14 protein-coding genes are annotated in these 20,966 nt (G+C 69.7%); 10 read left to right on the top strand and 4 right to left on the bottom strand.

Annotation, left to right across the window (positions count from 1 at the left end; genetic code table 11):
• Positions 1–47 precede the first annotated feature (47 nt).
• Positions 48–1,400: an MFS transporter gene (locus ACFWJW_RS06095; RefSeq protein WP_387235591.1), complete on the bottom strand. Its 1,353-nt coding sequence runs from the start codon at positions 1,398–1,400 to the stop codon at positions 48–50.
• A 279-nt stretch (positions 1,401–1,679) separates the two neighbouring features.
• On the opposite strand from ACFWJW_RS06095, the gene ACFWJW_RS06090 reads away from it, so the two are divergent.
• The gene (locus ACFWJW_RS06090) at positions 1,680–2,516 is read left to right on the top strand and encodes a S16 family serine protease (RefSeq protein WP_387235589.1); all 837 of its coding nucleotides are present in this window, start codon (positions 1,680–1,682) and stop codon (positions 2,514–2,516) included.
• A gap of 46 nt (positions 2,517–2,562) precedes the next feature.
• Here ACFWJW_RS06090 and sigJ read toward each other — a convergent pair whose 3' ends face one another.
• Positions 2,563–3,447 carry an RNA polymerase sigma factor SigJ gene (gene sigJ / locus ACFWJW_RS06085; protein ID WP_387235587.1) on the bottom strand — a complete coding sequence of 295 codons (885 nt, stop codon included), beginning with the start codon at positions 3,445–3,447 and terminating at the stop codon, positions 2,563–2,565.
• Positions 3,448–3,708: 261 nt separating this feature from the next.
• On the opposite strand from sigJ, the gene ACFWJW_RS06080 reads away from it, so the two are divergent.
• Complete coding sequence (locus ACFWJW_RS06080; protein WP_387235584.1) at positions 3,709–4,659, top strand: SDR family NAD(P)-dependent oxidoreductase; 951 nt, start codon at positions 3,709–3,711, stop codon at positions 4,657–4,659.
• Positions 4,660–4,764: 105 nt separating this feature from the next.
• Here ACFWJW_RS06080 and ACFWJW_RS06075 read toward each other — a convergent pair whose 3' ends face one another.
• Positions 4,765–5,238 carry a carboxymuconolactone decarboxylase family protein gene (locus tag ACFWJW_RS06075; RefSeq protein ID WP_387235580.1) on the bottom strand — a complete coding sequence of 158 codons (474 nt, stop codon included), beginning with the start codon at positions 5,236–5,238 and terminating at the stop codon, positions 4,765–4,767.
• A 397-nt stretch (positions 5,239–5,635) separates the two neighbouring features.
• On the opposite strand from ACFWJW_RS06075, the gene acnA reads away from it, so the two are divergent.
• Entirely contained in the window at positions 5,636–8,350 is a 2,715-nt protein-coding gene (acnA, locus tag ACFWJW_RS06070) for an aconitate hydratase AcnA (RefSeq protein WP_387235577.1), read from the top strand.
• A gap of 101 nt (positions 8,351–8,451) precedes the next feature.
• Here the strand turns inward: acnA and ACFWJW_RS06065 are convergent, their stop codons facing one another.
• A complete protein-coding gene (locus ACFWJW_RS06065) occupies positions 8,452–11,859 on the bottom strand; it encodes a GH92 family glycosyl hydrolase (RefSeq protein WP_387235574.1) in 3,408 nt (1,135 codons plus the stop codon).
• Between the two features lie 445 nt (positions 11,860–12,304).
• Here ACFWJW_RS06065 and ngcE point away from each other — a divergent pair, with 445 nt between their 5' ends.
• From ngcE to ACFWJW_RS06030, 7 genes are all read left to right on the top strand, one after another.
• A complete protein-coding gene (gene ngcE / locus ACFWJW_RS06060) occupies positions 12,305–13,744 on the top strand; it encodes an N-acetylglucosamine/diacetylchitobiose ABC transporter substrate-binding protein (RefSeq protein WP_387235572.1) in 1,440 nt (479 codons plus the stop codon).
• Positions 13,745–13,805: 61 nt separating this feature from the next.
• The gene (locus ACFWJW_RS06055) at positions 13,806–14,729 is read left to right on the top strand and encodes a carbohydrate ABC transporter permease (protein ID WP_387235570.1); all 924 of its coding nucleotides are present in this window, start codon (positions 13,806–13,808) and stop codon (positions 14,727–14,729) included.
• Complete coding sequence (locus ACFWJW_RS06050) at positions 14,729–15,694, top strand: carbohydrate ABC transporter permease (RefSeq protein WP_387235567.1); 966 nt, start codon at positions 14,729–14,731, stop codon at positions 15,692–15,694. Before ACFWJW_RS06055 ends, ACFWJW_RS06050 begins: the two co-directional genes overlap by 1 nt.
• Positions 15,695–16,024: 330 nt before the next feature.
• On the top strand, positions 16,025–17,224 hold the full coding sequence (locus ACFWJW_RS06045) for an ROK family protein (protein ID WP_387235565.1): 1,200 nt from the start codon (positions 16,025–16,027) through the stop codon (positions 17,222–17,224).
• 139 nt (positions 17,225–17,363) lie between these two features.
• Positions 17,364–18,458 carry a substrate-binding domain-containing protein gene (locus tag ACFWJW_RS06040; RefSeq protein ID WP_387235563.1) on the top strand — a complete coding sequence of 365 codons (1,095 nt, stop codon included), beginning with the start codon at positions 17,364–17,366 and terminating at the stop codon, positions 18,456–18,458.
• A 352-nt stretch (positions 18,459–18,810) separates the two neighbouring features.
• Entirely contained in the window at positions 18,811–19,611 is an 801-nt protein-coding gene (locus tag ACFWJW_RS06035; protein WP_078886026.1) for an ATP-binding cassette domain-containing protein, read from the top strand.
• Positions 19,608–20,930 carry a sugar ABC transporter permease gene (locus ACFWJW_RS06030; RefSeq protein ID WP_387235559.1) on the top strand — a complete coding sequence of 441 codons (1,323 nt, stop codon included), beginning with the start codon at positions 19,608–19,610 and terminating at the stop codon, positions 20,928–20,930. The genes ACFWJW_RS06035 and ACFWJW_RS06030 overlap by 4 nt, the downstream gene beginning before the upstream one ends.
• The last annotated feature ends 36 nt before the right edge of the window (positions 20,931–20,966 follow it).

Genomic DNA, 20,966 nt, shown 5'->3' with positions numbered 1-20,966 from the left:
CTGGCTGGTCGCGCGGTTCCCCGCGCCTCCTTCGGGCGCCCGCGGCTTCAGTGCGGCTGCTTGCCCGCTTCGTGCTCGCTGCGGTCCTCGTCCGTCGGTTCGGGTTCCGGTGCCCGGATGCCGCGTACCTGCGGGGAGAGCAGGGCCGCGGCCGAGGCGAGGACGATCAGCGCGGCGCAGCCGGCGAGGGCGTGGCCGATGCCGATGCGGGCCGCGACCGGTCCGGCGATCAGGAGGCCGAGCGGTGCGAAGGCCAGTGAGCCGAACCAGTCGTACGAGCTGACGCGGGACAGTGCCGCCTCCGGGACCTCCCGCTGGATGGTGGTCGCCCACAGCACCCCGAAGATGTCGGCGGCGATCCCCGAGGCGAACATGGCGAGCGCGATCCACGGCAGCGGCGCCCGCACCGCGAGCAGGGCGATCGGGAGGGCCAGCGGGAAGGTGGCCAATACGGCGGTCAGCACCGGCCGGCGTACCCGGAGGCGGGCGGCCAGTCCGGCGCCGGTGATGGTGCCCAGCGCCTGCGCGGCGACGATCAGCGCCCAGGACCGGGCCCCGCCCAGCCCGTTCTCGGCCCTCAGCGGCCCCAGCACTCCGGCATTGGCGTTGAGCGCGGCGACCACGACCGAGTACTGCGCGACGACCACCCACAGCCACTGCCGCCCGGCGAACTCCCGCCAGCCGTCCCGCAGATCGGCCCACCCCGATGCCCCCGTACGGGCCCGCGCGGGCAGCCGGAGCCCTCGGATCAGCAGCGCGCTCACCACGAACGACGCGGCATTGAGCGCCAGGGCCCAGCCCGCGCCGACGACCGCGACGGCCACACCGGACAGCGCGAGCCCCAGCAGCATCGAGCTGTTCGTACCGACCCGCAGCAGTCCGTTCGCCTGCTGTAGCCGGGTGGCGGGGACGAGCAGCGGAATGACGCCGTCCATCGCGGGGGAGAACAGCGCGGTGGCCGTGCCCGCCAGCGTCGCCAGTGCGCAGAGCGCCGGCAGGGGGGCGTGCCCGGTCAGCACCATGGCGGCGAGTCCGGCGTACGCGGCGGCGCCGACGAGATCGGTGACGATCATCAGCCGGGACCGCGACATCCGGTCCGCGATCACCCCGCCGGCCAGGATGAATACCAGCTGTGGCACCGCCTGACAGGCCAGCACCAGCGAGAGTTGCCCGGGTCCCGCCCCCGGTAGTGCCAGCACCGCGAAGGACAGCGCCACCCGGGCGAAGCCGTTCCCGAGGACCGAGATGGTGCGGGCGGCGGCCAGCAGCATGAACCGTCGGTCGCGCCAGAGGGGCGGATCGGCGGGCGGCGGGGCGGCAGTTGGCGGGTCGGCAGGTGGTGGGGCGGTGGCGGCGGGCGGGGACGGGCGAGGGGGCGCGGGTTCCGGAGTGGCCGTCACGGCGTCAGCGTAGGAGCCGGAGGCCCGTCCGCGTGCGGCAATCCCGCGCAGCGGCCGAGAACATACCCCGCTCGTCCGTCCGACCGGCTCACCCGGCGCGCCGACCTGACCCGGGCGTTCCTCGGCCCGGCCCTCGACCGCACGCCGGCGACGTACGGTCACGACTCCCCGCATCCGTCCAACGTCCCACCCATAGACGGCCCTTGGGCTCGCACGACCACCAAGGCTCCCCACCGACCCGCCTGAACCCGGACAATCCCCCTGCCCTAAATTTGCGCTGTGACGCCTCACTCCTCCCCGCACCCTTCCCGCCCCGGAACCCCGGACCGCCCGCGTCCTTCCCTCTCGCGTCCCCGTGCCGTCGCGCTCGGCGCCGTGCCCGTCGTGGTGCTGCTGGCCGTCGCGGGGTTCGCGCCGCTGCCGTACTCCGTGGCGCGGCCGGGCCAGACCACGGATGTGCTGGGTACGCACGGTGGCGGGGAGGTCATCTCGACGAGTGGCGCCGCGGTGCGCAAGACCTCCGGGCAGCTGCGGATGGTGGCGATCCAGGCGACCGCGCCCACGGCCGATATCCGTGTGGGGGAGGTGGTCGAGGGGTGGTTCCGTACGGACCGGGCGGTGCTGCCGCTGCTTGCGGTCTTTCCCTCCGGCGGGTCCGAGGCGGAGATCGCGCAGCACAACGCCGCGGACATGAAGTCCTCGCAGCGGGCCGCGATCGCGGCCGCGTTCCGTTTTCTGCACCGGGACCCGGACCGGGTGAAGGTGCGGCTGCGGCTCGACGATGTGGGCGGGCCCAGTGCCGGGCTGATGTTCTCGCTCGGCATCGTCGACAAGCTGGCCGGTGACGGCAGTGGCGGTGAGCTCACCGGCGGCCGCACCATCGCAGGTACGGGCACGATCGACGCCGACGGAAGGGTGGGCGCGGTCGGCGGAGCGCCGCTCAAGACCCAGGCGGCCCGCCGCGACGGGGCGAGCGTCTTCCTGGTGCCGAAGGCGGAGTGCGCACAGGTGCAGCCCGCCCCGAAGGGGCTGCGGCTGGTCCCCGTCACCACCCTCAAAGACGCGGTGCGGGCCCTGCGCACGCTGGCGAAGGGCGGCCCGGTCCCCGGCTGCTGAACCCGGCCGCCCCGCCGCCCTGCCCGGCCCGCCCCGGCCCGTTCCGTCAGTCGTCGAGGATCGACAGATCCAGCCGGCTCAGCCGTGCGAGGTCCGCGAGGATATTGATCTCGACGATCTTCCCGTGGGCGAGGGTGAAGCCCATGACGGCCAGCGGCTGCCCGCCTTGTGCCGTGACGAGTCCCGGGGCGCCATTGACCAGCGCCGGGCGCGCGAACGGCGCGAACCGGGAGAAGGTGAGCGCCTGCTCGACGACCGCGCGCGCTCCGCGGACCAGCTTCGACAGTCCGTCGGGCGCACCACCGGCGTCGGCGCGCAGCACCACCTCCGGGTCGAGGACCGCGAGCAGCCCCTCGAAGTCGCCGCCGCGCGAGGCGGCCAGGAAGGCATCGACCACCTCCCGCTGGCGCGCGAGATCGGTGTCGGGCGCCGGGGTGGCGCCCTGGACCCGGCGGCGGGCGCGGCTGGCGAGCTGCCGCGCCGCGGCGGGGGTGCGGTCGACGAGCGGGGCGACCTCGTCGAAGGGCACCGCGAACATGTCGTGCAGGACGAACGCCAGCCGCTCGGCGGGGCTGAGGGTTTCCAGGACGACGAGCAGCGCCAGTCCGACGGAGTCGGCCAGCAGCGCCTCCTGTTCCGGGTCGACGGTGTCCGGACGGCTCACGACGGGCTCGGGGACATGCACGTCCAGGGAGTCCTCCCGCCGCGCCTTGCGCATCCGCAGCTGGTCCAGGCACACCCGCCCGACGACCGTGGTCAGCCAGCCGCCGAGGTTGTGCACGTCGTCCCCGCCGGTCCGGCTCAGCCGCAGCCAGGCTTCCTGGACGGCGTCGTCCGCCTCGCTCAGCGAGCCGAGCATGCGGTAGGCCACGGCCCGCAGCCGGCTGCGCTCCTCCTCGAAGCGTGCGGCCAGCCACTCGTGGTCGTTCATGGGTCTCATTCCTCCCCGTCGAGCTCCGTCACCGTACTGACGGAGGTCACGGGCCGAATGTGACACGAGGAGGCCCGCGGAGGGGGCGCGGCGCCGCCCCGGGCGCGGCCGCAGCACCCCGCGTGTCGTGTCGGCCGCCGGTCAGCGGGCTGTCGGTGGCGTGTCGGTGGCCGTTGGGACCCTGGGGCAGGGACGGCACCGGTGAGAAAGGTGCGGTTCCTGCCACCGCCGCCAGATCGGTCCGAGAGTGAGGAACCCTCGATGCCCTCCGCAGACAAGGCCCAGGGGTGGGACGTGCACCGGCTCCCGCCCGCCGAGGGGAAGAGTTTCCTGGTCACCGGCGGCAACGCGGGCATCGGGTACTTCGTCGCCGAGCAGCTCGCCGGCACCGGGGCCACGGTCGTGCTCGGCAGCCGCGACCCGGCGAAGGCCGAAGCCGCGACCGCGTCGATCCGTAGCCGCGTACCCGGTGCCGAGGTGCGGCACCTGCCGCTGGACCTGGCCGACCCGGCCTCGCTCAAGACGTCGGTGGCCGCCCTCGGCCCGGACCGCCTCGACGCGGTCGTCCTCAACGCCGGCGTGGCGCTCGACCATCCGCCGCGCCGGGAGACCAGGGACGGTCATGAGCTGATGTTCGCGACCAACCACCTGGGGCACTTCGCCCTGACCGGGTGGCTGGCACCGCTGCTCGCGGCCACACCGGAGAGCCGGATCGTCACCACCGGCAGCTTCGCGGCCAAGTCCGAACGCCTGGATCTCGACGATCTCCAGAGCGTCCACGAGTACCAGCCCAAGCGCACCTATGGGCGCTCGAAGCTGGCACAGATGCTCTTCGGCGTCGAGCTCGACCGCCGGCTGCGCGCCGCGGGCCGCGCGACGCTGAGCGTGGTCGTCCATCCCGGCGGCGCGCTCGACTCGCTCACCCCCTCCCGCCCGGGGGTCCGGGTCCGGACGACGGCCGAGCGGCTGCGCGGGCTGCCGCTCGGCCTGGTCGTCCAGGGCAAGGAATCCGGCGCATGGCCCGCCGTACGGGCCGTGCTCGACCCGGACGTGCGCGGCGGGCAGCTGTGGGGGCCCCGGGCGTTCGGACTGCGCGGCAGGCCGGTGACCGAACCCCTCTGGGACCACCTGGCCGACGCCGGCACCGCGGCGCGGCTGTGGACCGCGAGCCGCGCCCTGACCGGCGTCGACCCGGTCCTCGGCCCCGTGTGAGAAGCGAAGCCATCCGGACCGATCGATCCGGTGGCCGCGGTTGTCCGGACCGACCGGGATGGTGATCGCCGTCACCCGGACCGGCCAGGCCGGCGGCGGTCGCCGTTACCCGAACTGGCCGGGCTGGTAGTCGCCGGCCGGCTGCTGGATCATGACGTTCGCCCGGTTGAAGGCGTTGATGAGGGCGATCGCGCAGACCAGGGCGGCCAACTGCTCCTCGTCGTAGTGCTTGGCGGCGTTCTGCCATGCCTCGTCCGTGACGCCGCCGGCCGCATCGGCGAGGCGGGTGCCCTGCTCCGCCAGTTCCAGTGCGGCCCGCTCGGCCTCGGTGAAGACCGTGGCCTCCCGCCAGGCCGCGACCAGGTTGAGCCGTACCGAGGTCTCACCGGCGGCTGCGGCGTCCTTGGCGTGCATATCGGTGCAGAAACCGCACCCGTTGATCTGGCTGGCGCGGAGCCGCACCAGCTCCTGCGTCGCGGCCGGCAGCGTCGAGTCCTCCAGAATCTTGCCTGCGGCGACGATGTGCTTGAAGACCTTGCCGATGGTCGGGCTGCTGAAGGCGTCCAAACGGGCATTCATGGTGGCTCTCCTTTGCCGGTCGGTGCTTGCACACATACGACGACCCAGCCCGGCAGGATGTGACATGAGCACCTGACCTGCGGCTTTCCGCTTGCGCCGCGGCACGGAGCACGACGGCGGCGGGGACCTCCGCTGCCGGTGGGCGACCCCTGGCCCCGGCCCTCCCCGGTCCTGTGACCACGATCGCAGGCCGAGGGCACAGCGCACCCCGGTCGGGGCATGACCAGGACGCGGCAATGTATTAGAGTTATCTCGACATCGAGATATCTGCCGAGAGGCGTACCGCTGCCGCGCCAGTAAGGCATACCTAACTTAGGCTCACCTTAGCGGATGGGGCGAGGACGGTGACGGCAGCATTGCGGTGGTACGCGCGAATTCATGCATGAAGGAGACTGTCGTGTCGGCGAACAGCTTCGACGCCCGCAGCACGCTGCGCGTGGGCGACGAGTCGTACGAGATCTTCCGGCTGGACAAGGTCGAAGGCGCCGCGCGTCTTCCCTACAGCCTGAAGGTGCTGCTGGAGAACCTGCTCCGCACCGAGGACGGCGCGAACATCACCGCCGACCACATCCGGGCGCTCGGCGGCTGGGACTCCCAGGCTCAGCCCAGCCAGGAGATCCAGTTCACGCCGGCCCGCGTGATCATGCAGGACTTCACCGGCGTGCCCTGTGTGGTCGACCTCGCCACGATGCGTGAGGCCGTCAAGGAGCTCGGCGGTGACCCGGCGAAGATCAACCCGCTGGCGCCGGCCGAGCTGGTCATCGACCACTCCGTCATCGCCGACAAGTTCGGCACCAAGGACGCCTTCGGCCAGAACGTGGAGCTGGAGTACGGCCGCAACAAGGAGCGCTACCAGTTCCTGCGCTGGGGCCAGACCGCCTTCGACGAGTTCAAGGTCGTCCCGCCCGGCACCGGCATCGTCCACCAGGTGAACATCGAGCACCTGGCCCGTACGGTCATGGTCCGCAACGGCCAGGCATACCCGGACACCCTCGTCGGCACCGACTCGCACACCACCATGGTCAACGGCCTCGGTGTGCTGGGCTGGGGCGTCGGCGGCATCGAGGCCGAGGCCGCGATGCTCGGCCAGCCGGTCTCCATGCTCATCCCGCGGGTCGTCGGCTTCAAGCTGACCGGTGAGCTGAAGCCCGGCACCACCGCCACCGACCTGGTGCTGACCATCACCGAGATGCTGCGCAAGCACGGCGTCGTCGGCAAGTTCGTCGAGTTCTACGGTGAGGGCGTCGCCGCCACCTCGCTGGCCAACCGCGCCACCATCGGCAACATGTCGCCGGAGTTCGGTTCCACCGCCGCGATCTTCCCGATCGACGACGAGACCCTCAACTACCTGCGTCTGACCGGCCGCGACGCACAGCAGGTCGCGCTCGTCGAGGCGTACGCCAAGGAGCAGGGCCTCTGGCTCGACCCGGCCGCCGAGCCCGACTTCTCCGAGAAGCTGGAGCTGGACCTGTCGACGGTCGTCCCGTCGATCGCCGGTCCGAAGCGTCCGCAGGACCGCATCGTGCTCGCCGAGGCCGCCACGCAGTTCGAGCGTGACGTCCTCAACTACGTCTCCGACGCCGACGAGGCCGGCGAGGAGTCCTTCCCGGCCTCCGACGCCCCGGCCGCCACGAACGGCGTGCCGAGCCGCCCGACCACGGTCACCGCCCCCGACGGCTCGACCTACGAGATCGACCACGGTGCGGTGACGGTCGCGGCCATCACCTCCTGCACCAACACCTCGAACCCGTACGTCATGGTCGCCGCCGCGCTCGTCGCGAAGAAGGCCGTGGAGAAGGGCCTGACCCGCAAGCCGTGGGTCAAGACCACCCTGGCGCCGGGCTCGAAGGTCGTCACCGACTACTTCGACAAGGCCGGGCTCACCCCGTACCTCGACAAGGTCGGCTTCAACCTCGTCGGCTACGGCTGCACCACCTGCATCGGCAACTCCGGCCCGCTGCCGGAGGAGGTCTCCAAGGCCGTCAACGAGCACGACCTGGCCGTCACCTCGGTGCTCTCCGGCAACCGCAACTTCGAGGGCCGGATCAACCCCGACGTCAAGATGAACTACCTGGCGTCCCCGCCGCTGGTCGTCGCGTACGCCCTCGCGGGTTCCATGAAGGTGAACATCACCGAGGACGCGCTGGGCACCGACACCGAGGGCAACCCGGTCTACCTCAAGGACATCTGGCCGTCCGAGGCCGAGGTCAACGACGTCGTGGCCAACGCCATCGGCGAGGACATGTTCAACAAGTCCTACCAGGACGTCTTCGCGGGTGACGCCCAGTGGCAGGCGCTGTCGATCCCGACCGGCAACACCTTCGAGTGGGACCCGCAGTCCACCTACGTGCGCAAGCCCCCGTACTTCGAGGGCATGACGATGGAGACCACCCCGGTATCCGACATCTCCGGCGCCCGGGTGCTGGCCAAGCTGGGCGACTCGGTCACCACCGACCACATCTCCCCGGCCGGTGCGATCAAGGCCGACACCCCGGCCGGCCAGTACCTCACCGAGCACGGCGTCGAGCGTCGTGACTTCAACTCCTACGGCTCGCGCCGTGGTAACCACGAGGTCATGATCCGCGGCACCTTCGCCAACATCCGCCTGCGCAACCAGATCGCGCCGGGCACCGAGGGCGGCTACACCCGCGACTTCACGCAGGACGGCGGCCCGGTGTCGTTCATCTACGACGCCTCGCAGAACTACCAGGCCGCCGGCACCCCGCTGGTCATCCTGGCCGGCAAGGAGTACGGCTCCGGCTCGTCCCGTGACTGGGCGGCCAAGGGCACCGCGCTGCTCGGCGTCAAGGCCGTCGTCGCCGAGTCCTACGAGCGCATCCACCGCTCGAACCTCATCGGCATGGGCGTCCTGCCGCTCCAGTTCCCCGAGGGCCAGACCGCCGAGTCCCTCGGCCTGACCGGCGAGGAGACCTTCTCGGTCACCGGCGTGACCGAGCTGAACGACGGCAGCACGCCGCGCACCGTCAAGGTCAGCACAGACAGCGGTGTCGAGTTCGACGCGGTCGTCCGCATCGACACCCCCGGCGAGGCGGACTACTACCGCAACGGCGGCATCATGCAGTACGTGCTGCGCTCGCTCATCCGGAAGTAAACGCAGCCGCAGGTAAGTTCCCGCGGCAGCAGGACGGGCCGCACTCCCTCGGTCGAGGGGGTGCGGCCCGTCCGCGTATCCGTGGCCGGGCGGCTGCCGCCCTACGGCGACGCGAGCAGCTCGATCTCGGCGAGGGTGCCCGGACCGTCGGGCACCAGCCGGTAGTGCCGGTAGCTGCCCGGGCGGCCGATGCCGAAGACCCGTGTCTGCCGGTCCCAGGTGAAGGACTCGGCGCCGCGGTGGTCCAGCCGTGTCCACCGCTTTCCGTCCGGGGAGCCCTCCAGGGTCCAGCCGGCCGGTGCCGTGGCGTGGTCCGCCGAGGTGAGGGTGTAGGACGTGACCCGTGTGGGACGGGTGAGATCCACCGGGGCGTCGGTCGGTTCGGCCGAGGTGTTGGAGGTGTTGTCGAAGAGCGGGCCGCCGTCGGGGGCGGTGACGTCCTGGGGCGGGGCGGGGACGCGGTCGTCCTTGGTGATCGAGGTGGGGGCGGCGTGCGCTCCGGTGCCCCAGGCGGACGGGCGGTCGCCCATGGTGAAGTCCAGGGTGCCGCCGTGGGCCAGGAGCCGGTGCGGCAGGGCGGTGGAATTCCAGGGTGTGCCGTTCACCCGGAGCGCTTGGACATAGACGCTGCGCGCGTTGTTGCGCGGGGCGTGCACGGTGAGATCGCGGCCGTTCTCCAGATGGACCGTGGCCTTGGTGAAGAGCGGGGAGCCCACCGCGTATTCGCCCTGGCCCATCACCAGCGGATAGAAGCCGAGCGAGCTGAAGACGTACCACGCGGACATCTCGCCGTTGTCCTCGTCGCCCGGGTACCCCTGGCCGATCTCGCTGCCGAGGTAGAGCCGGGACATCGCCTCGCGGACCTTCTCCTGTGTCTTCCAGGGCTGCCCCGCCGCGTCATAGACATAGGCGATGTGATGCGCGGGCTGATTGCTGTGCCCGTACATGCCCATGCGGGTGTCGCGGGCCTCGGTCATTTCATGGATGACCTCGCCGTAGGAGCCGGCGAATTCCTTGGACGCGGTCTCCGGGGTGGAGAAATACGCATCCAGTTTCTTCGCCAGGGCGGTCCGGCCGCCGTAGAGGTTGGCCAGCCCCCGGGTGTCCTGCGGTGCGGTGAAGGCGAAGGTCCAGGCGTTGGTCTCGGTGTAGTCGTGGCCCCAGACCCGGGGGTCGAACGTGCCTGGTGGCAGCCGCCAGTCGCCCCGGGCGTCCTTGCCCTGGAAGAAGCCGACCCGGCGGTCGAAGAGCTTGACGTAATTCTGGGCGCGGCTCAGGAAATAGGCCGATTCTTCCTTGTAGCGGGGCTTTTTGGTCTTCTCGTACAGCGCCTTGCCCATCCGCGCGATACCGAAGTCGTTGAGGTAGCCCTCCAGTGCCCAGGACATGCCCTCACGGGTATCGGTGCTCGTATAGCCGAGGAAGGGCGCGGTGGTCATGCCCTTACGGCCGACTCCGGGGTGCGGCGGGGCGACGGTGGCGTTCTTGACGGCCGCGGCATAGGCCGCCTCGGCGTCGAATTCCACGCCCTTGGCATAGGCGTCGGCGAACGCCACATCGGAACTCGTCCCGGTCATCAGGTCCGCATAACCGGGCGAGGACCAGCGGGAGATCCAGCCGCCGTCCTTGTACTGCTGGACGAAGCCGTCGACCATTTTCCCCGCGCGTTGCGGGGTGAGGAGCGAATAGGCGGGCCAGGTGGTCCGGTAGGTGTCCCAGAAGCCGTTGTTGACGTACACCTCACCGTCGACGATCTTCGAACCGGTGTGGGTCGGGGTGTCCTGGCCGGTCTGCGGCGAGAACGGGCTGGCGTAGCGGCGGTGCGAACCGACCTGCTCGAAGCCGGAGTTGGGGTAGAGGTAGAGCCGGTAGAGGCTGGAGTAGAGCGTGGTGAGCTGATCCCGGCTCGCGCCCTCGACCTCGATCCGGCCCAGCAGGTCGTCCCACTGCGACCGCGCCCGGTCCTGGACGCCGGCGAAGGTGGCGCCGTCGGGGATCTCCCGGGTCAGATTCGCCTTCGCCTGCTCCACGCTGATGAGCGAGGTCGCGATCCGCATGGTCACCGTGCGGTCCGCGCCGGGCCGGAAGCGGAGATAACCGGTGACGTCCTTGCCACCCCCGCCCTCAAGCCTGCCGCCGCCGGTGACCGGCGCGTCGAAGGCGGCGTAGACGAACAGCCGGGTGGCGCCGACGGACAGTCCGCTCTTGACGTCCGAGAAGCCGGTGACGATCCCGCGTTCGGTGTCCGGGCTCAGCCCGCCCTTGTTGTTGACGTTGTCGAAGATCAGGCTCGCCCGGTCGCCGGGGAAGGTGAAGCGCATCAGCGCGGCATGGTCGGTGGGGGTGATCTCCGTCTTGAGGCCGTTGTCGAAGGTCACGCCGTAGTAGTGCGGCCGGGCGGTCTCGTGGTCGTGGTGGAACGGCAGTGCCCGGCCGGTGCGCGAGGCGTCCGGGGTGCCGGCCGCGACGGACGGCATGACCTGGAAGGTCTGCCGGTCGCCCATCCACGGGCTCGGCTCATGGCTGGCGCTGAACGCCTGGAGGGTGGGGAGGTTGTCGGCGTTGTTCTTCCGCGCGTACTCGTACAGCCAGTCCGCGGAGCCCGCGTTGGTGACCGGGGTCCAGAAGTTGAAGCCGTTGGGGACGGCGGTGGCGGGGAAGGTGTTGCCGCGCGAGAAACCGCCGCTGGAGAGCGTGCCGCGGGTGGTGACGGCGTAGTCGGAATAGTGGGCGAGCGGTTTGTCGGGGGCCTTGGGCGCGAGGGTGAGGTCATCGATCCAGCCGCGGAAGGTCGGCGCGGTCCGTGGTGCCGCCGCCGCGTCATAGCCGACCAGGATCCGGTCGACGGTCTTGCCCGCGGCGACCGCGCCGATCCGCGCTTCCCGGTTGTTCCACTGATTGACGTAGAGCGTCTTGGCGGCGGCCTGGCCCCGGGGCGTCAGCGGCGTGCCGTGCTGGTCGACGGCGGACAGCTCGCTGAGGTACGTACCGTCGGTGAAGGCCAGATCGACGGCGGTGTGGGTCGCCGGGTAGGCCGGATCGCTCTTCGCCATCTCGGGGAAGATCTTGTAGGAGAGCGAAGTGGCCGCGGTGACCGGCACATCGACGTCGAAGATCTTGTTGTACGCGTAGCCGTGGCCGTCGGCGGTGTGGGTGCCGGCGTAGCGCAGTGCGTGCCCTCCGGTGAAGCCGGCGTGGGCCTTGGCGGTGGGGGAGTCGCGGGGGCCGGTGTCGGTCCCGGTGTTCATCCCGGGCGCCGCCGGGGCGGTCTCCGGGGTGACGCCGGAGGTCCGGGGCTTGCCGTCGGGGCCGGTCTCGACGGTGTCGGTCCAGTCCGGCCGCGGTTCGCCGGACTCGAAGGAGGAGCGGAACTCCGTTGCCCCTCGGGGCGGTTGGGGTGGCGCGGCCTGGGCCGGGCCGGGCACGGTGATGACGAGCAGAGCGGCCGCCGCGAGGGCGGCGGGGCGGGCGATCCCCCGCAGTGGACTGTGCCGGTGTCTGAGCCGCACGCGAGCCCTCTCAACGAGATTGACATCGTTGTCAGTTACATGGCGCCGAGATAAACAGAGATAAGTAAGGTGCGTGGGGCCTTTGGTGTCAAGGGTGGCGCTGCGATCGGTGCGCCGGTCGTGCCGCCCGTCGTGCCGCCGGTCGGGCGGCGGGAGACGGCCGGGCGAATCCCCGCATACCGGGGAGGTCTCAACTAGGGAAAGACTGCCGTCCAACCCTGCATTCGATCTTGCCCCTGCGGCCGGAAGTGGACTATACCTGTCGGCGTCCGACCGGCCGTATGACGAAGGCCGTGGATCCGGGGGGAAGGCGGGAACGCATGACGGCCCCGCATTTCTCTAGCGCGCCCGGTGCACATCCCGTACAACTCAGCTTCATCTGACCCGCGGTGCCGGGGTGGCTCCGGTACACCGCCTGAGTCCTGAAGAAGGCGAGGACTTGAGCATGGGATCCACCTCTGCATTCAACCGTCGTGATCTGGTCAAGCGGGCCGCGGCCCTGGGGATCGTCGCCGTACCGGCCATGGGAGTGCTGTCGGCGTGTGCCGGCGGCGGCAGCGACAGCGATAACAAGGTCGAAAAGGGCAAGAAGTCGGCCAAGAATCCGCTCGCGGTCAATGAGTCGGCCGGCCTCGATGTCGTCATCTTCGACGGCGGATTCGGTGACAAGTACGCCAAGGACGCCCAGAGCGAGTACCTCAAGGCTTTCCCGAAGGCCGACGGCAAGGTGAAGCTCTCGTCGACCCAGAAGATCCAGTCGACCCTTCAGCCGCGCTTCAACGGCGGAAATCCCCCGGACCTGGTCGACAACTCCGGTGCGGAACAAATGGACTTCGGCACGCTGGTCGCCAAGGACCAGCTGACCGACCTCTCCACGCTTCTCGACGCCCCGTCCCTCGACGACCCGAACAAGAAGGTGCGGGACACCCTGCGCCCCGGTGTCGTCGAAATGGGCCAGTTCGGCGGCAAGGAAACCTGGATCCTCTACTACGCGTACACGGTCTATGGCGTCTGGTACTCCAAGGGCAATCTGAAGAGGCTGGACGCGGAGTATCCGGAGACCTGGGACGAGATGCTGGCCCTGTGCGCCAAGGCCAAGAAGAAGGGCGTCGCGGGCTGGACGTACCCGGGCAAGTACCCGTACTACCTCCCCTTCAGCCTCTATCCGTTCATCGCCAAGATCGGTGGTGCGGAGGTGCTGCGGAAGATCGACAATCTGGAGCCGAACGCCTGGAAGGACCCGGCGGTCAAGGCGGCATTCGACGCCTACTACGAGCTCTACAAGAAGGGCTATGTCCTCAAGGGCTCGCCCGGCCTGGACCACCTCCAGTCGCAGAAGGCGTGGGCCGAGGGGAAGGCGCTGTTCATCCCGAACGGTTCCTGGGTGGAGAACGAGTCGGCCAAGCAGATCGCGCGGAACCCGCAGTTCGATCTCGCGGTCGGCGCCCCGTCCAGCCTGTCGGACTCCGACAAGATGCCCTACGGCACCATCTGGGCCTCGGGCGGCGAGCCGTACATCGTGCCGCGAAAGGCCCGTAACGCCGAGGGCGGCATGGAACTGCTGCGCATCATGCTCAGCAAGAAGTCCGCGCGGAATTTCATCCGGCAGGTCTCCTCGCTCACCTCGCTCAACGGCGGCACCGAGGGGCTGAAGCTCCCGCCGGGTCTGGCGTCGGCGCAGGTGGCGCTGGAGAAGGCCGGGCAGAACATCGTCAATCCGCGGTTGCAGGACTGGTATGTGGCGCTCCAGAAGGAGCGGATCGGCGTCGGCGCGCTGGGCGAGATGATGGCCGGCCGGCTGACGCCCGACGAGGCCATCAAGAAGATCCAGAAGTATGCGGACGACACCCGCGACGACTCCAGCGTGAAGAAGTACCGGCGCTGACCGCGACGTTCGATGCGGTACCGGCGGCGGCACGCGCAGGCAGAGAACGGGATCGGAAGTCATGAAACACGGTAAGTACCGTTTCATCGCGGGATTCTTGGTCCTCCCGCTGGCGATTTACGCGATCTTCGTGATCTCGCCCTTCGTGCAGGCCATCTACTACTCCTTCACGGACTGGACCGGACTGAGTCCGGACATGAAGATGGTCGGCTTCGACAACTATGCGCGCCTCTTCCAGGACGATGTCTTCTGGGCCGCCGTGGGCAACAGTGTGACGTTGTTGCTGCTCCTGCCGGTGGTGACGCTCTCGCTCGGGCTCTTCTTCGCCTTCATGCTCAACGTCGGTGGCCGCCGCCGGAAGAAGGCGGTCATCGGCGGGGTGCGCGGCTCGGGCACCTATAAAATCCTCTACTTCTTCCCGCAGGTGCTGTCGGTCCCGATCGTCGCGCTGCTGTTCCAGTTCGCCTACAACCCGGAGAGCGGCGCGCTCAACGCCTTCTTCGACGCGATCGGGCTCGGCGGTGTACAGCCGGACTGGCTGGGGGATCCGCAGATCGCACTGTGGTGTGTGATGGCCGCGATGGTGTGGGCCAATGTCGGCTTCTATGTCGTGCTCTTCTCCGCCGGTATGAGCTCCATTCCGAAGGATTTCTACGAGGCCGCGCTGCTGGACGGCGCGAACCGCTTCAACACCTTCTTCCGGATCACGCTGCCGCTGCTGTGGGACACCGTCCAGACCGGCTGGATCTATATGGGCATTCTCGCCCTGGACGTGTCGGCCTTCGCCTTCGTGCAGATCATGAGCGTCGGTCCGGGCGGCCCCGACTATGCGACCGAGGTCCTTCCGCTGTACGTGTACCAGAAGACCTTCCGCGACGGTCAGGCCGGATATGCGACCGCGATCGGCGTTTCCCTGCTGATCGTGACCCTCGTCTTCTCGGCCGTCGTCATGCGGCTGGGCCGGCGCGAGCGACTGGAGTTCTGATGAGTGCGCAGACCGACCCCGCGGACCTCCCGGGGGTGACGAAGGAGCACACACCGGCTCCGGACGCGGCGCGGCTGCCCGGCCCGCGCGGCGGCCAGGCGCGGAAGGACGGCGCCGGCCCCGGCGGCGGAAGCGGTGAGGGCAAGGTCCTCAATGTCTTCTCGCACGGAGTCCTGGTGATCTGGGGCCTGTTGGTCACCATGCCGCTGCTGTGGGCGGTGGTGAGCTCCTTCAAGGACGACAGCGAGATCTTCGGCTCGCCCTGGGGGCTGCCGTCGGTCCTGCACTTCGAGAACTGGTCGCGCGCCTGGGACAAGGCGAACATGGGCCAGTACTTCCTCAACTCGCTGATCGTCGTGGGCGGTTCGCTGATCGGCACGATGCTGCTGGGCTCGATGGCGGCGTATGTCCTGGCCCGCTTCGACTTCCCCGGCAACCGCTTCCTGTACTTCCTGTTCGTGGGCGGGATGGGTTTCCCGGTCATCCTGGCGCTGGTCCCGCTGTTCTTCGTCATGAAGAACATGGCGCTGCTGGACACGTACCACGGCCTGATCCTGGTCTATATCGCCTACTCGCTGCCGTTCACGGTCTTCTTCCTCAGCGGGTTCTTCCGGACGCTGCCCACCTCGGTGGCCGAGGCGGCGCTCATCGACGGCGCCTCGCACACCCGCACCTTCTTCCAGGTGATGCTGCCGATGGCCAAGCCCGGCCTGATCAGCGTCGGCATCTTCAACTTCCTCGGCCAGTGGAATCAATATCTGCTGCCGACGGTGCTCAACGTCGGTGAGCCGGACAAGAAGATGCTGACGCAGGGTCTGGTGGCGCTGGCGGTGAGCCAGGGCTACAAGGGGGACTGGTCCGGTCTGTTCGCCGGGCTGACGATCGCGATGCTGCCGGTGCTCGCCGCGTACATCGTCTTCCAGCGGCAGGTGGTGGCCGGGCTGACGGCCGGCGCACTGAAGTAGGGAGAGGGGCCGGAAGCCGGCGGTCCGGCGGGCCGGCGTCCACCGGCTCCCGGCGAAAGATTTGCGCCACCCTGATGTGCCCTCCGGCCCGCCTCCCCGGGCGGCTCCGCGACGGCGGGGCCGCCTTCACGGGTGTCCGGATCAGCCGCTTCCCGATCATGCCGGGCTCAACGCCTTGACGAGACTTCCCGGCGGGCGTTCTGCTTAGAGTTCACATGTTGAATCGATGGCCGCCCCCCGACGATGTGGGTGCGGTCGGCGGGCGGTCGTCGTGCCTCCCCAGCTGCCGCTGGGAGGCACCCCTGGCCCCAGACGGGAGTGGATGAGTCGATGGAGACTCCAGGGTCGCAGTCCTCGCTGCACCGGGCCAATCTGGAGCGGGTCGTGCGCGCGGTGCGTATGGCGGGCTCACTCACGCAGGCGGAGATCGCCCGGAGCACGGGGCTGTCCGCGGCCACCGTTTCCAACATCGTTCGCGAGTTGAAGGACGGCGGAACCGTCGAGGTGACGCCGACCTCGGCGGGCGGACGGCGGGCGCGCAGTGTCTCGCTCTCCGGTGATGCGGGCATCGTCGTGGGGGTCGATTTCGGGCATTCCCATCTGCGGGTGGCGGTCGGCAACCTCGCCCACCAGGTGCTCGCCGAGGAAGCCGAACCGATCGATGTGGACGCCTCCGCCGCCGAGGGCTTCGACCGGGCGGAACAGCTGGTCAGCCGACTGATCGCGGCCACCGGGATCGACGCCGGCAAGGTCGTCGGCGTCGGCCTGGGCGTGCCCGGGCCGATCGACGTCGAATCCGGGACGCTCGGCTCCACGGCGATCCTGCCGGGCTGGACGGGCACGAACCCCGGCCAGGAGCTCTCGGGGCGCCTCGGGGTGCCCGTCCACGTCGACAACGACGCCAACCTCGGCGCGCTGGGCGAGCTGGTGTGGGGCGGTGGCCGCGGGGCCGCCGACCTGGCGTACATCAAGGTCGCCAGCGGTGTCGGTGCCGGGCTGGTGATCAGCGGGCAGATCTACCGCGGGCCGGGCGGCACGGCGGGCGAGATCGGGCACATCACGCTGGACGAGGCCGGCCCGGTGTGCCGCTGCGGCAACCGTGGCTGCCTGGAGACCTTCACCGCGGCCCGGTACGTCCTCCCGCTGCTTCAGCCGAGCCACGGGCCCGATCTGACCATGGCGCGGGTGGTCCAGCTGGCCCGTGAGGGCGACCCGGGCTGCCGCCGGGTCATTGCGGATGTCGGGCGCCATATCGGTAGTGGTGTGGCAAATCTGTGCAATCTGCTCAATCCCAGTCGAGTGGTGCTCGGCGGGGACCTCGCCGAGGCCGGTGAGCTGGTGCTCGCGCCGATCCGTGAGTCGGTGTCGCGGTACGCGATCCCCAGCGCGGCACGGCAGTTGGGCATCGTCCCGGGCACTCTCGGCGGCCGGGCGGAGGTGCTCGGCGCGCTGGCGCTGGTGCTGAGCGAGATGGGCGATTCGACCCTGCTCGACGGGGTGCAGCCGGCGGACGCTCCCGCCCTGGCCTGAGCGCGCTGAGTTCACACAGCTAACGCATGGCACCGTTGCCATCTCGTTAAGGATTTACTTCTTGACGGTCGGCTGGCGGCCGAGTTGACTTCCAGCCACCTCGGCCGCAACGACGCGGCCTCGTCAGGGAGGCACCCCAATGAACGTTTGGACGCGTCGCGTCGTCATAGGCACTGCCGCCGTCTCGATGGCGCTCTCCGTGGCCGCCTGCGGCAAGGCCGGTGACGGCGCCAAGTCGGGTGGCGGCGACAGCAAGACGATCGGTCTGCTGCTGCCGGAGAACAAGACCACCCGCTACGAGACCTTCGACCGCCCGCTCATGGAGTCGAAGATCCATGCGCTGTGCAGCGACTGCAAGGTGAAGTACAACAACGCGGCGCAGGAGACCGAGACCCAGAAGAAGCAGTTCGACGCGCTGATCACCCAGGGCGTGAAGGTGATCATTCTGGACGCCGTCGACTACAAGGCGACCAAGTCCTGGGTGAACCAGGCCGCCAAGAAGGGCGTGAAGGTCGTCGCCTACGACCGGCTGGCCGAGGGCAACATCTCCGCCTACGTGTCCTACGACAACGAGAAGATCGGCCGCCTCCAGGGCCAGGCGCTGGTCAAGGCGCTCGGCGACAAGGCCAAGGACAGCAATGTCGTCATGATCAACGGTTCGCCGACCGACCCGAACATGCCGTTCTTCAAGAAGGGCGCCCACAGCGTCCTCGACAAGCAGGTCAAGAAGGTCGCGTACGAGCAGGACATCCCCGACTGGTCGCCCGACGAGGCCAACAAGAAGATGAGCGCCGCCCTCGACTCGCTCGGCAAGGACGGCTTCCAGGGCGTCTACTCCGGGAACGACGGCATGGCCGGCGGCATCATCACCGCGCTCAAGCAGAAGGGCGTGGACGTCCCGGTCGGCGGCCAGGACGCCGAGCTCGCGGGTCTCCAGCGGATCCTCAAGGGTGACCAGGCGTTCACCATCTACAAGCAGATCAAGCCGCAGGCCGACTCCACGGCCGAGATCGCCGTCAAGCTGCTCAAGGGCGAGAAGATCGACTCCCTGACGGACACCAAGGTCGACAGCCTCAGCGGCGAGGTCAAGGGCATCCCGGCCAAGCTGTACGACGCGCAGATCGTGACCAAGGACAACATCGCGTCCACGATCCTCAAGGACAAGGTCTACAAGGCGAGCCAGATCTGCGCCGGCGACGCCAAGAAGGCGTGCGAGAAGGCCGGCATCAAGTAAGGCCCCGGGCCTTCCGGCGCCGGCTCCCCGGCCCCGGTCCAGGCCCCCGGCCCTGCTCCTTCGGCCCCGGCCCCGGGCTCCCGGCCCCGGGCTCCCGGTCGGACGGGGCCGCGTGGCACCGCCCCGCGGCCCCGGCCCGGCCGTAGCTCCACCGGCCCGTATCCCCACGGGCCCGCACCCCACCGGTCCGTATCCCGGCCGGCTCCCACCACCCGGCCGGTCCGCGCGACCGGTCCCTACCCCTACCGGCCCGTACCCGCGCCGCCCGTCCCGGGCGCGGACGCCGGACCGTCCCCGCAAGCCCCCCGCTCCACGCACCACCATCCCCGCCGTTGTGACGGCGGCGAAGGAGATGATTCACGTGTCCGCTACGCCTGTGCTGGCGTTGCGCGGAATCTCCAAGCGGTTCGGCGCCGTCCAGGCACTCACGGACGTCACCCTGGAGATCCACCCCGGTGAGGTGGTCGCCCTCGTCGGCGACAACGGCGCCGGCAAGTCCACCCTCGTCAAGACCATCTCGGGCGTGCACCCGGTCGACGACGGCGCCATCGAATGGCAGGGCGCGACGGTCCGCATCAACAAGCCGCACGACGCCCAGGAACTCGGCGTCGCCACCGTCTACCAGGACCTCGCGCTCTGCGACAACCTCGATGTCGTCGCCAACCTCTTCCTCGGCAACGAGACCCGCACCGTCGGTGTCCTCGACGAGATCGCCATGGAGAAGCGGGCCAAGGAGCTGCTGGACACCCTGTCCATCCGGATCCCCAGCGTCCGGATCCCGGTCGCGGCGCTCTCCGGTGGTCAGCGGCAGGTCGTCGCCATCGCCCGGGCACTGATCGGCGACCCGAAGGTCGTCATCCTGGACGAGCCCACCGCCGCGCTCGGTGTCGAGCAGACCGCGCAGGTCCTCGACCTCGTCGAGCGGCTGCGGGAGCGCGGTCTGGGCGTCATCCTCATCAGCCACAACATGGCCGATGTGCAGGCCGTCGCGGACCGGGTCGCGGTGCTGCGGCTGGGCCGCAACAACGGTGTCTTCGACGTCGAGGGCACCTCCCACGAAGAGATCATCGCCGCCATCACCGGCGCCTCGGACAACGCCGTGACCCGCCGCAAGGCGCGTACGGACCAGGTGAAGAAGGAGGTCGGGGCATGAGTGACCTCACCAAGGAGCCCGCGGCGGCCGAGGACGCGGAGACCACGGACGCCCCCGCCACGGACGCCCCCGCAGCGGAAGCCGTCCAGGCGGCCGCCGTCGACCCCCGTCTGCTCGTCCGCGAACAGGGCTTCGCCGGCTATCTCAACGACTTCAAGCGCCGGGTGCGCGGCGGTGAGCTGGGCTCGCTGCCGGTCATCATCGGCCTGTTCGTCATCGCGGTCGTCTTCCAGCTCAAGAACAGCAGCTTCCTGTCCGCGGACAGCCTCGCCAACATCGGCGTCTACACCTCCGGCCTCGGCATCATGGCCGTCGGCATCGTCTTCGTGCTGCTGCTCGGCGAGATCGATCTGTCCGTCGGCTCGGTGGCGGGTGTCGGCGCGGCCGTGTGGGCCGTACTCAGCGTCACCAACGGCGTCAACGACTGGCTCGCGGTGCTGATCGCCATCGTGACCGGTGTGGCGATCGGCGCCCTGCACGGGTTCTTTTTCGCCAAGATCGGAGTGCCGGCCTTCGTCGTCACGCTGGCCGGATTCCTCGGCTGGAGCGGTCTCCAGATCTGGATGATGGGCAAGGAAGGCTCCATCAACACGCCGAGCGGCAGTGTCGTGGAGAACCTCACCGGCTACTACTTCGAGGACAAGGCCGCCGCCTACGGTCTCGCGGTGGTCGCGGTGCTCGCCTACGCCGGATCGCTGCTGCTGGACAGCAAGCGCCGCCGGGCCGCCGCGCTGCCCTCCCGGCCGCTCAGCGAGATCCTGCTGCGCACCGGCGTGGTCGCGGTGCTCGCCTTCGTCGTCGCCTATGTCCTGAACGAGCCGGCCGGCGCCCGCGGTCTGCCGCTGGCCCTGGTGCTGTTCCTCGCGGTGCTGGTCATCGCCGACTTCGTGGTGCGCCGCACCACCTACGGCCGGCAGATCTTCGCGGTCGGCGGCAACGCCGAGGCGGCCCGCCGGGCCGGCATCAATGTGAACAAGATCCGGATCAGCGTCTTCGCGGTCTCCGGCATGCTCGCGGCCTTCGGCGGACTGTTCATCGCCAGCCTCTCCGGTGGCGCCACCAAGAACCTGGGCTCCGGCAACACCCTGATGAACGTCATCGCGGCGGCCGTCATCGGCGGCACCAGCCTCTTCGGCGGCCGGGGCAAGATCTGGTCCGCGCTGCTGGGCATGCTGGTCATCCAGTCGATCCAGCAGGGCCTGAACCTGCTCGGCATGGCGAGTGAGATCCAGTACATGATCACCGGCGCGGTGCTGCTCGCCGCCGTGGTGATCGACTCGGTCTCCCGCCGGACGCAGAAGACGGCCGGACGTACCTGACCGCGTCCCTCGCACGACGGCGCCGGCCCCCACCGG

The organism is Streptomyces sp. NPDC127097 (assembly GCF_042724075.1).
In the GTDB taxonomy this organism is placed as follows: Bacteria; Actinomycetota; Actinomycetes; order Streptomycetales; family Streptomycetaceae; genus Streptomyces.
Note: the sequence above shows the minus strand (reverse complement) of the source record. Positions and strands in the feature narration are given on the sequence as shown.

Excerpts from the sequence above, each read along its gene's own strand:
- sigJ (WP_387235587.1), bottom strand. The coding sequence starts at position 3,447 with ATGAACGACCACGAGTGGCTGGCCGCACGCTTCGAGGAGGAGCGCAGC.
- ACFWJW_RS06035 (WP_078886026.1), top strand. The coding sequence starts at position 18,811 with ATGATTCACGTGTCCGCTACGCCTGTGCTGGCGTTGCGCGGAATCTCC.
- ACFWJW_RS06040 (WP_387235563.1), top strand. The coding sequence starts at position 17,364 with ATGAACGTTTGGACGCGTCGCGTCGTCATAGGCACTGCCGCCGTCTCG.
- ACFWJW_RS06050 (WP_387235567.1), top strand. The coding sequence starts at position 14,729 with ATGAGTGCGCAGACCGACCCCGCGGACCTCCCGGGGGTGACGAAGGAG.
- ACFWJW_RS06075 (WP_387235580.1), bottom strand. The coding sequence starts at position 5,238 with ATGAATGCCCGTTTGGACGCCTTCAGCAGCCCGACCATCGGCAAGGTC.
- ACFWJW_RS06045 (WP_387235565.1), top strand. The coding sequence starts at position 16,025 with ATGGAGACTCCAGGGTCGCAGTCCTCGCTGCACCGGGCCAATCTGGAG.
- ngcE (WP_387235572.1), top strand. The coding sequence starts at position 12,305 with ATGGGATCCACCTCTGCATTCAACCGTCGTGATCTGGTCAAGCGGGCC.
- ACFWJW_RS06055 (WP_387235570.1), top strand. The coding sequence starts at position 13,806 with ATGAAACACGGTAAGTACCGTTTCATCGCGGGATTCTTGGTCCTCCCG.
- ACFWJW_RS06030 (WP_387235559.1), top strand. The coding sequence starts at position 19,608 with ATGAGTGACCTCACCAAGGAGCCCGCGGCGGCCGAGGACGCGGAGACC.
- ACFWJW_RS06080 (WP_387235584.1), top strand. The coding sequence starts at position 3,709 with ATGCCCTCCGCAGACAAGGCCCAGGGGTGGGACGTGCACCGGCTCCCG.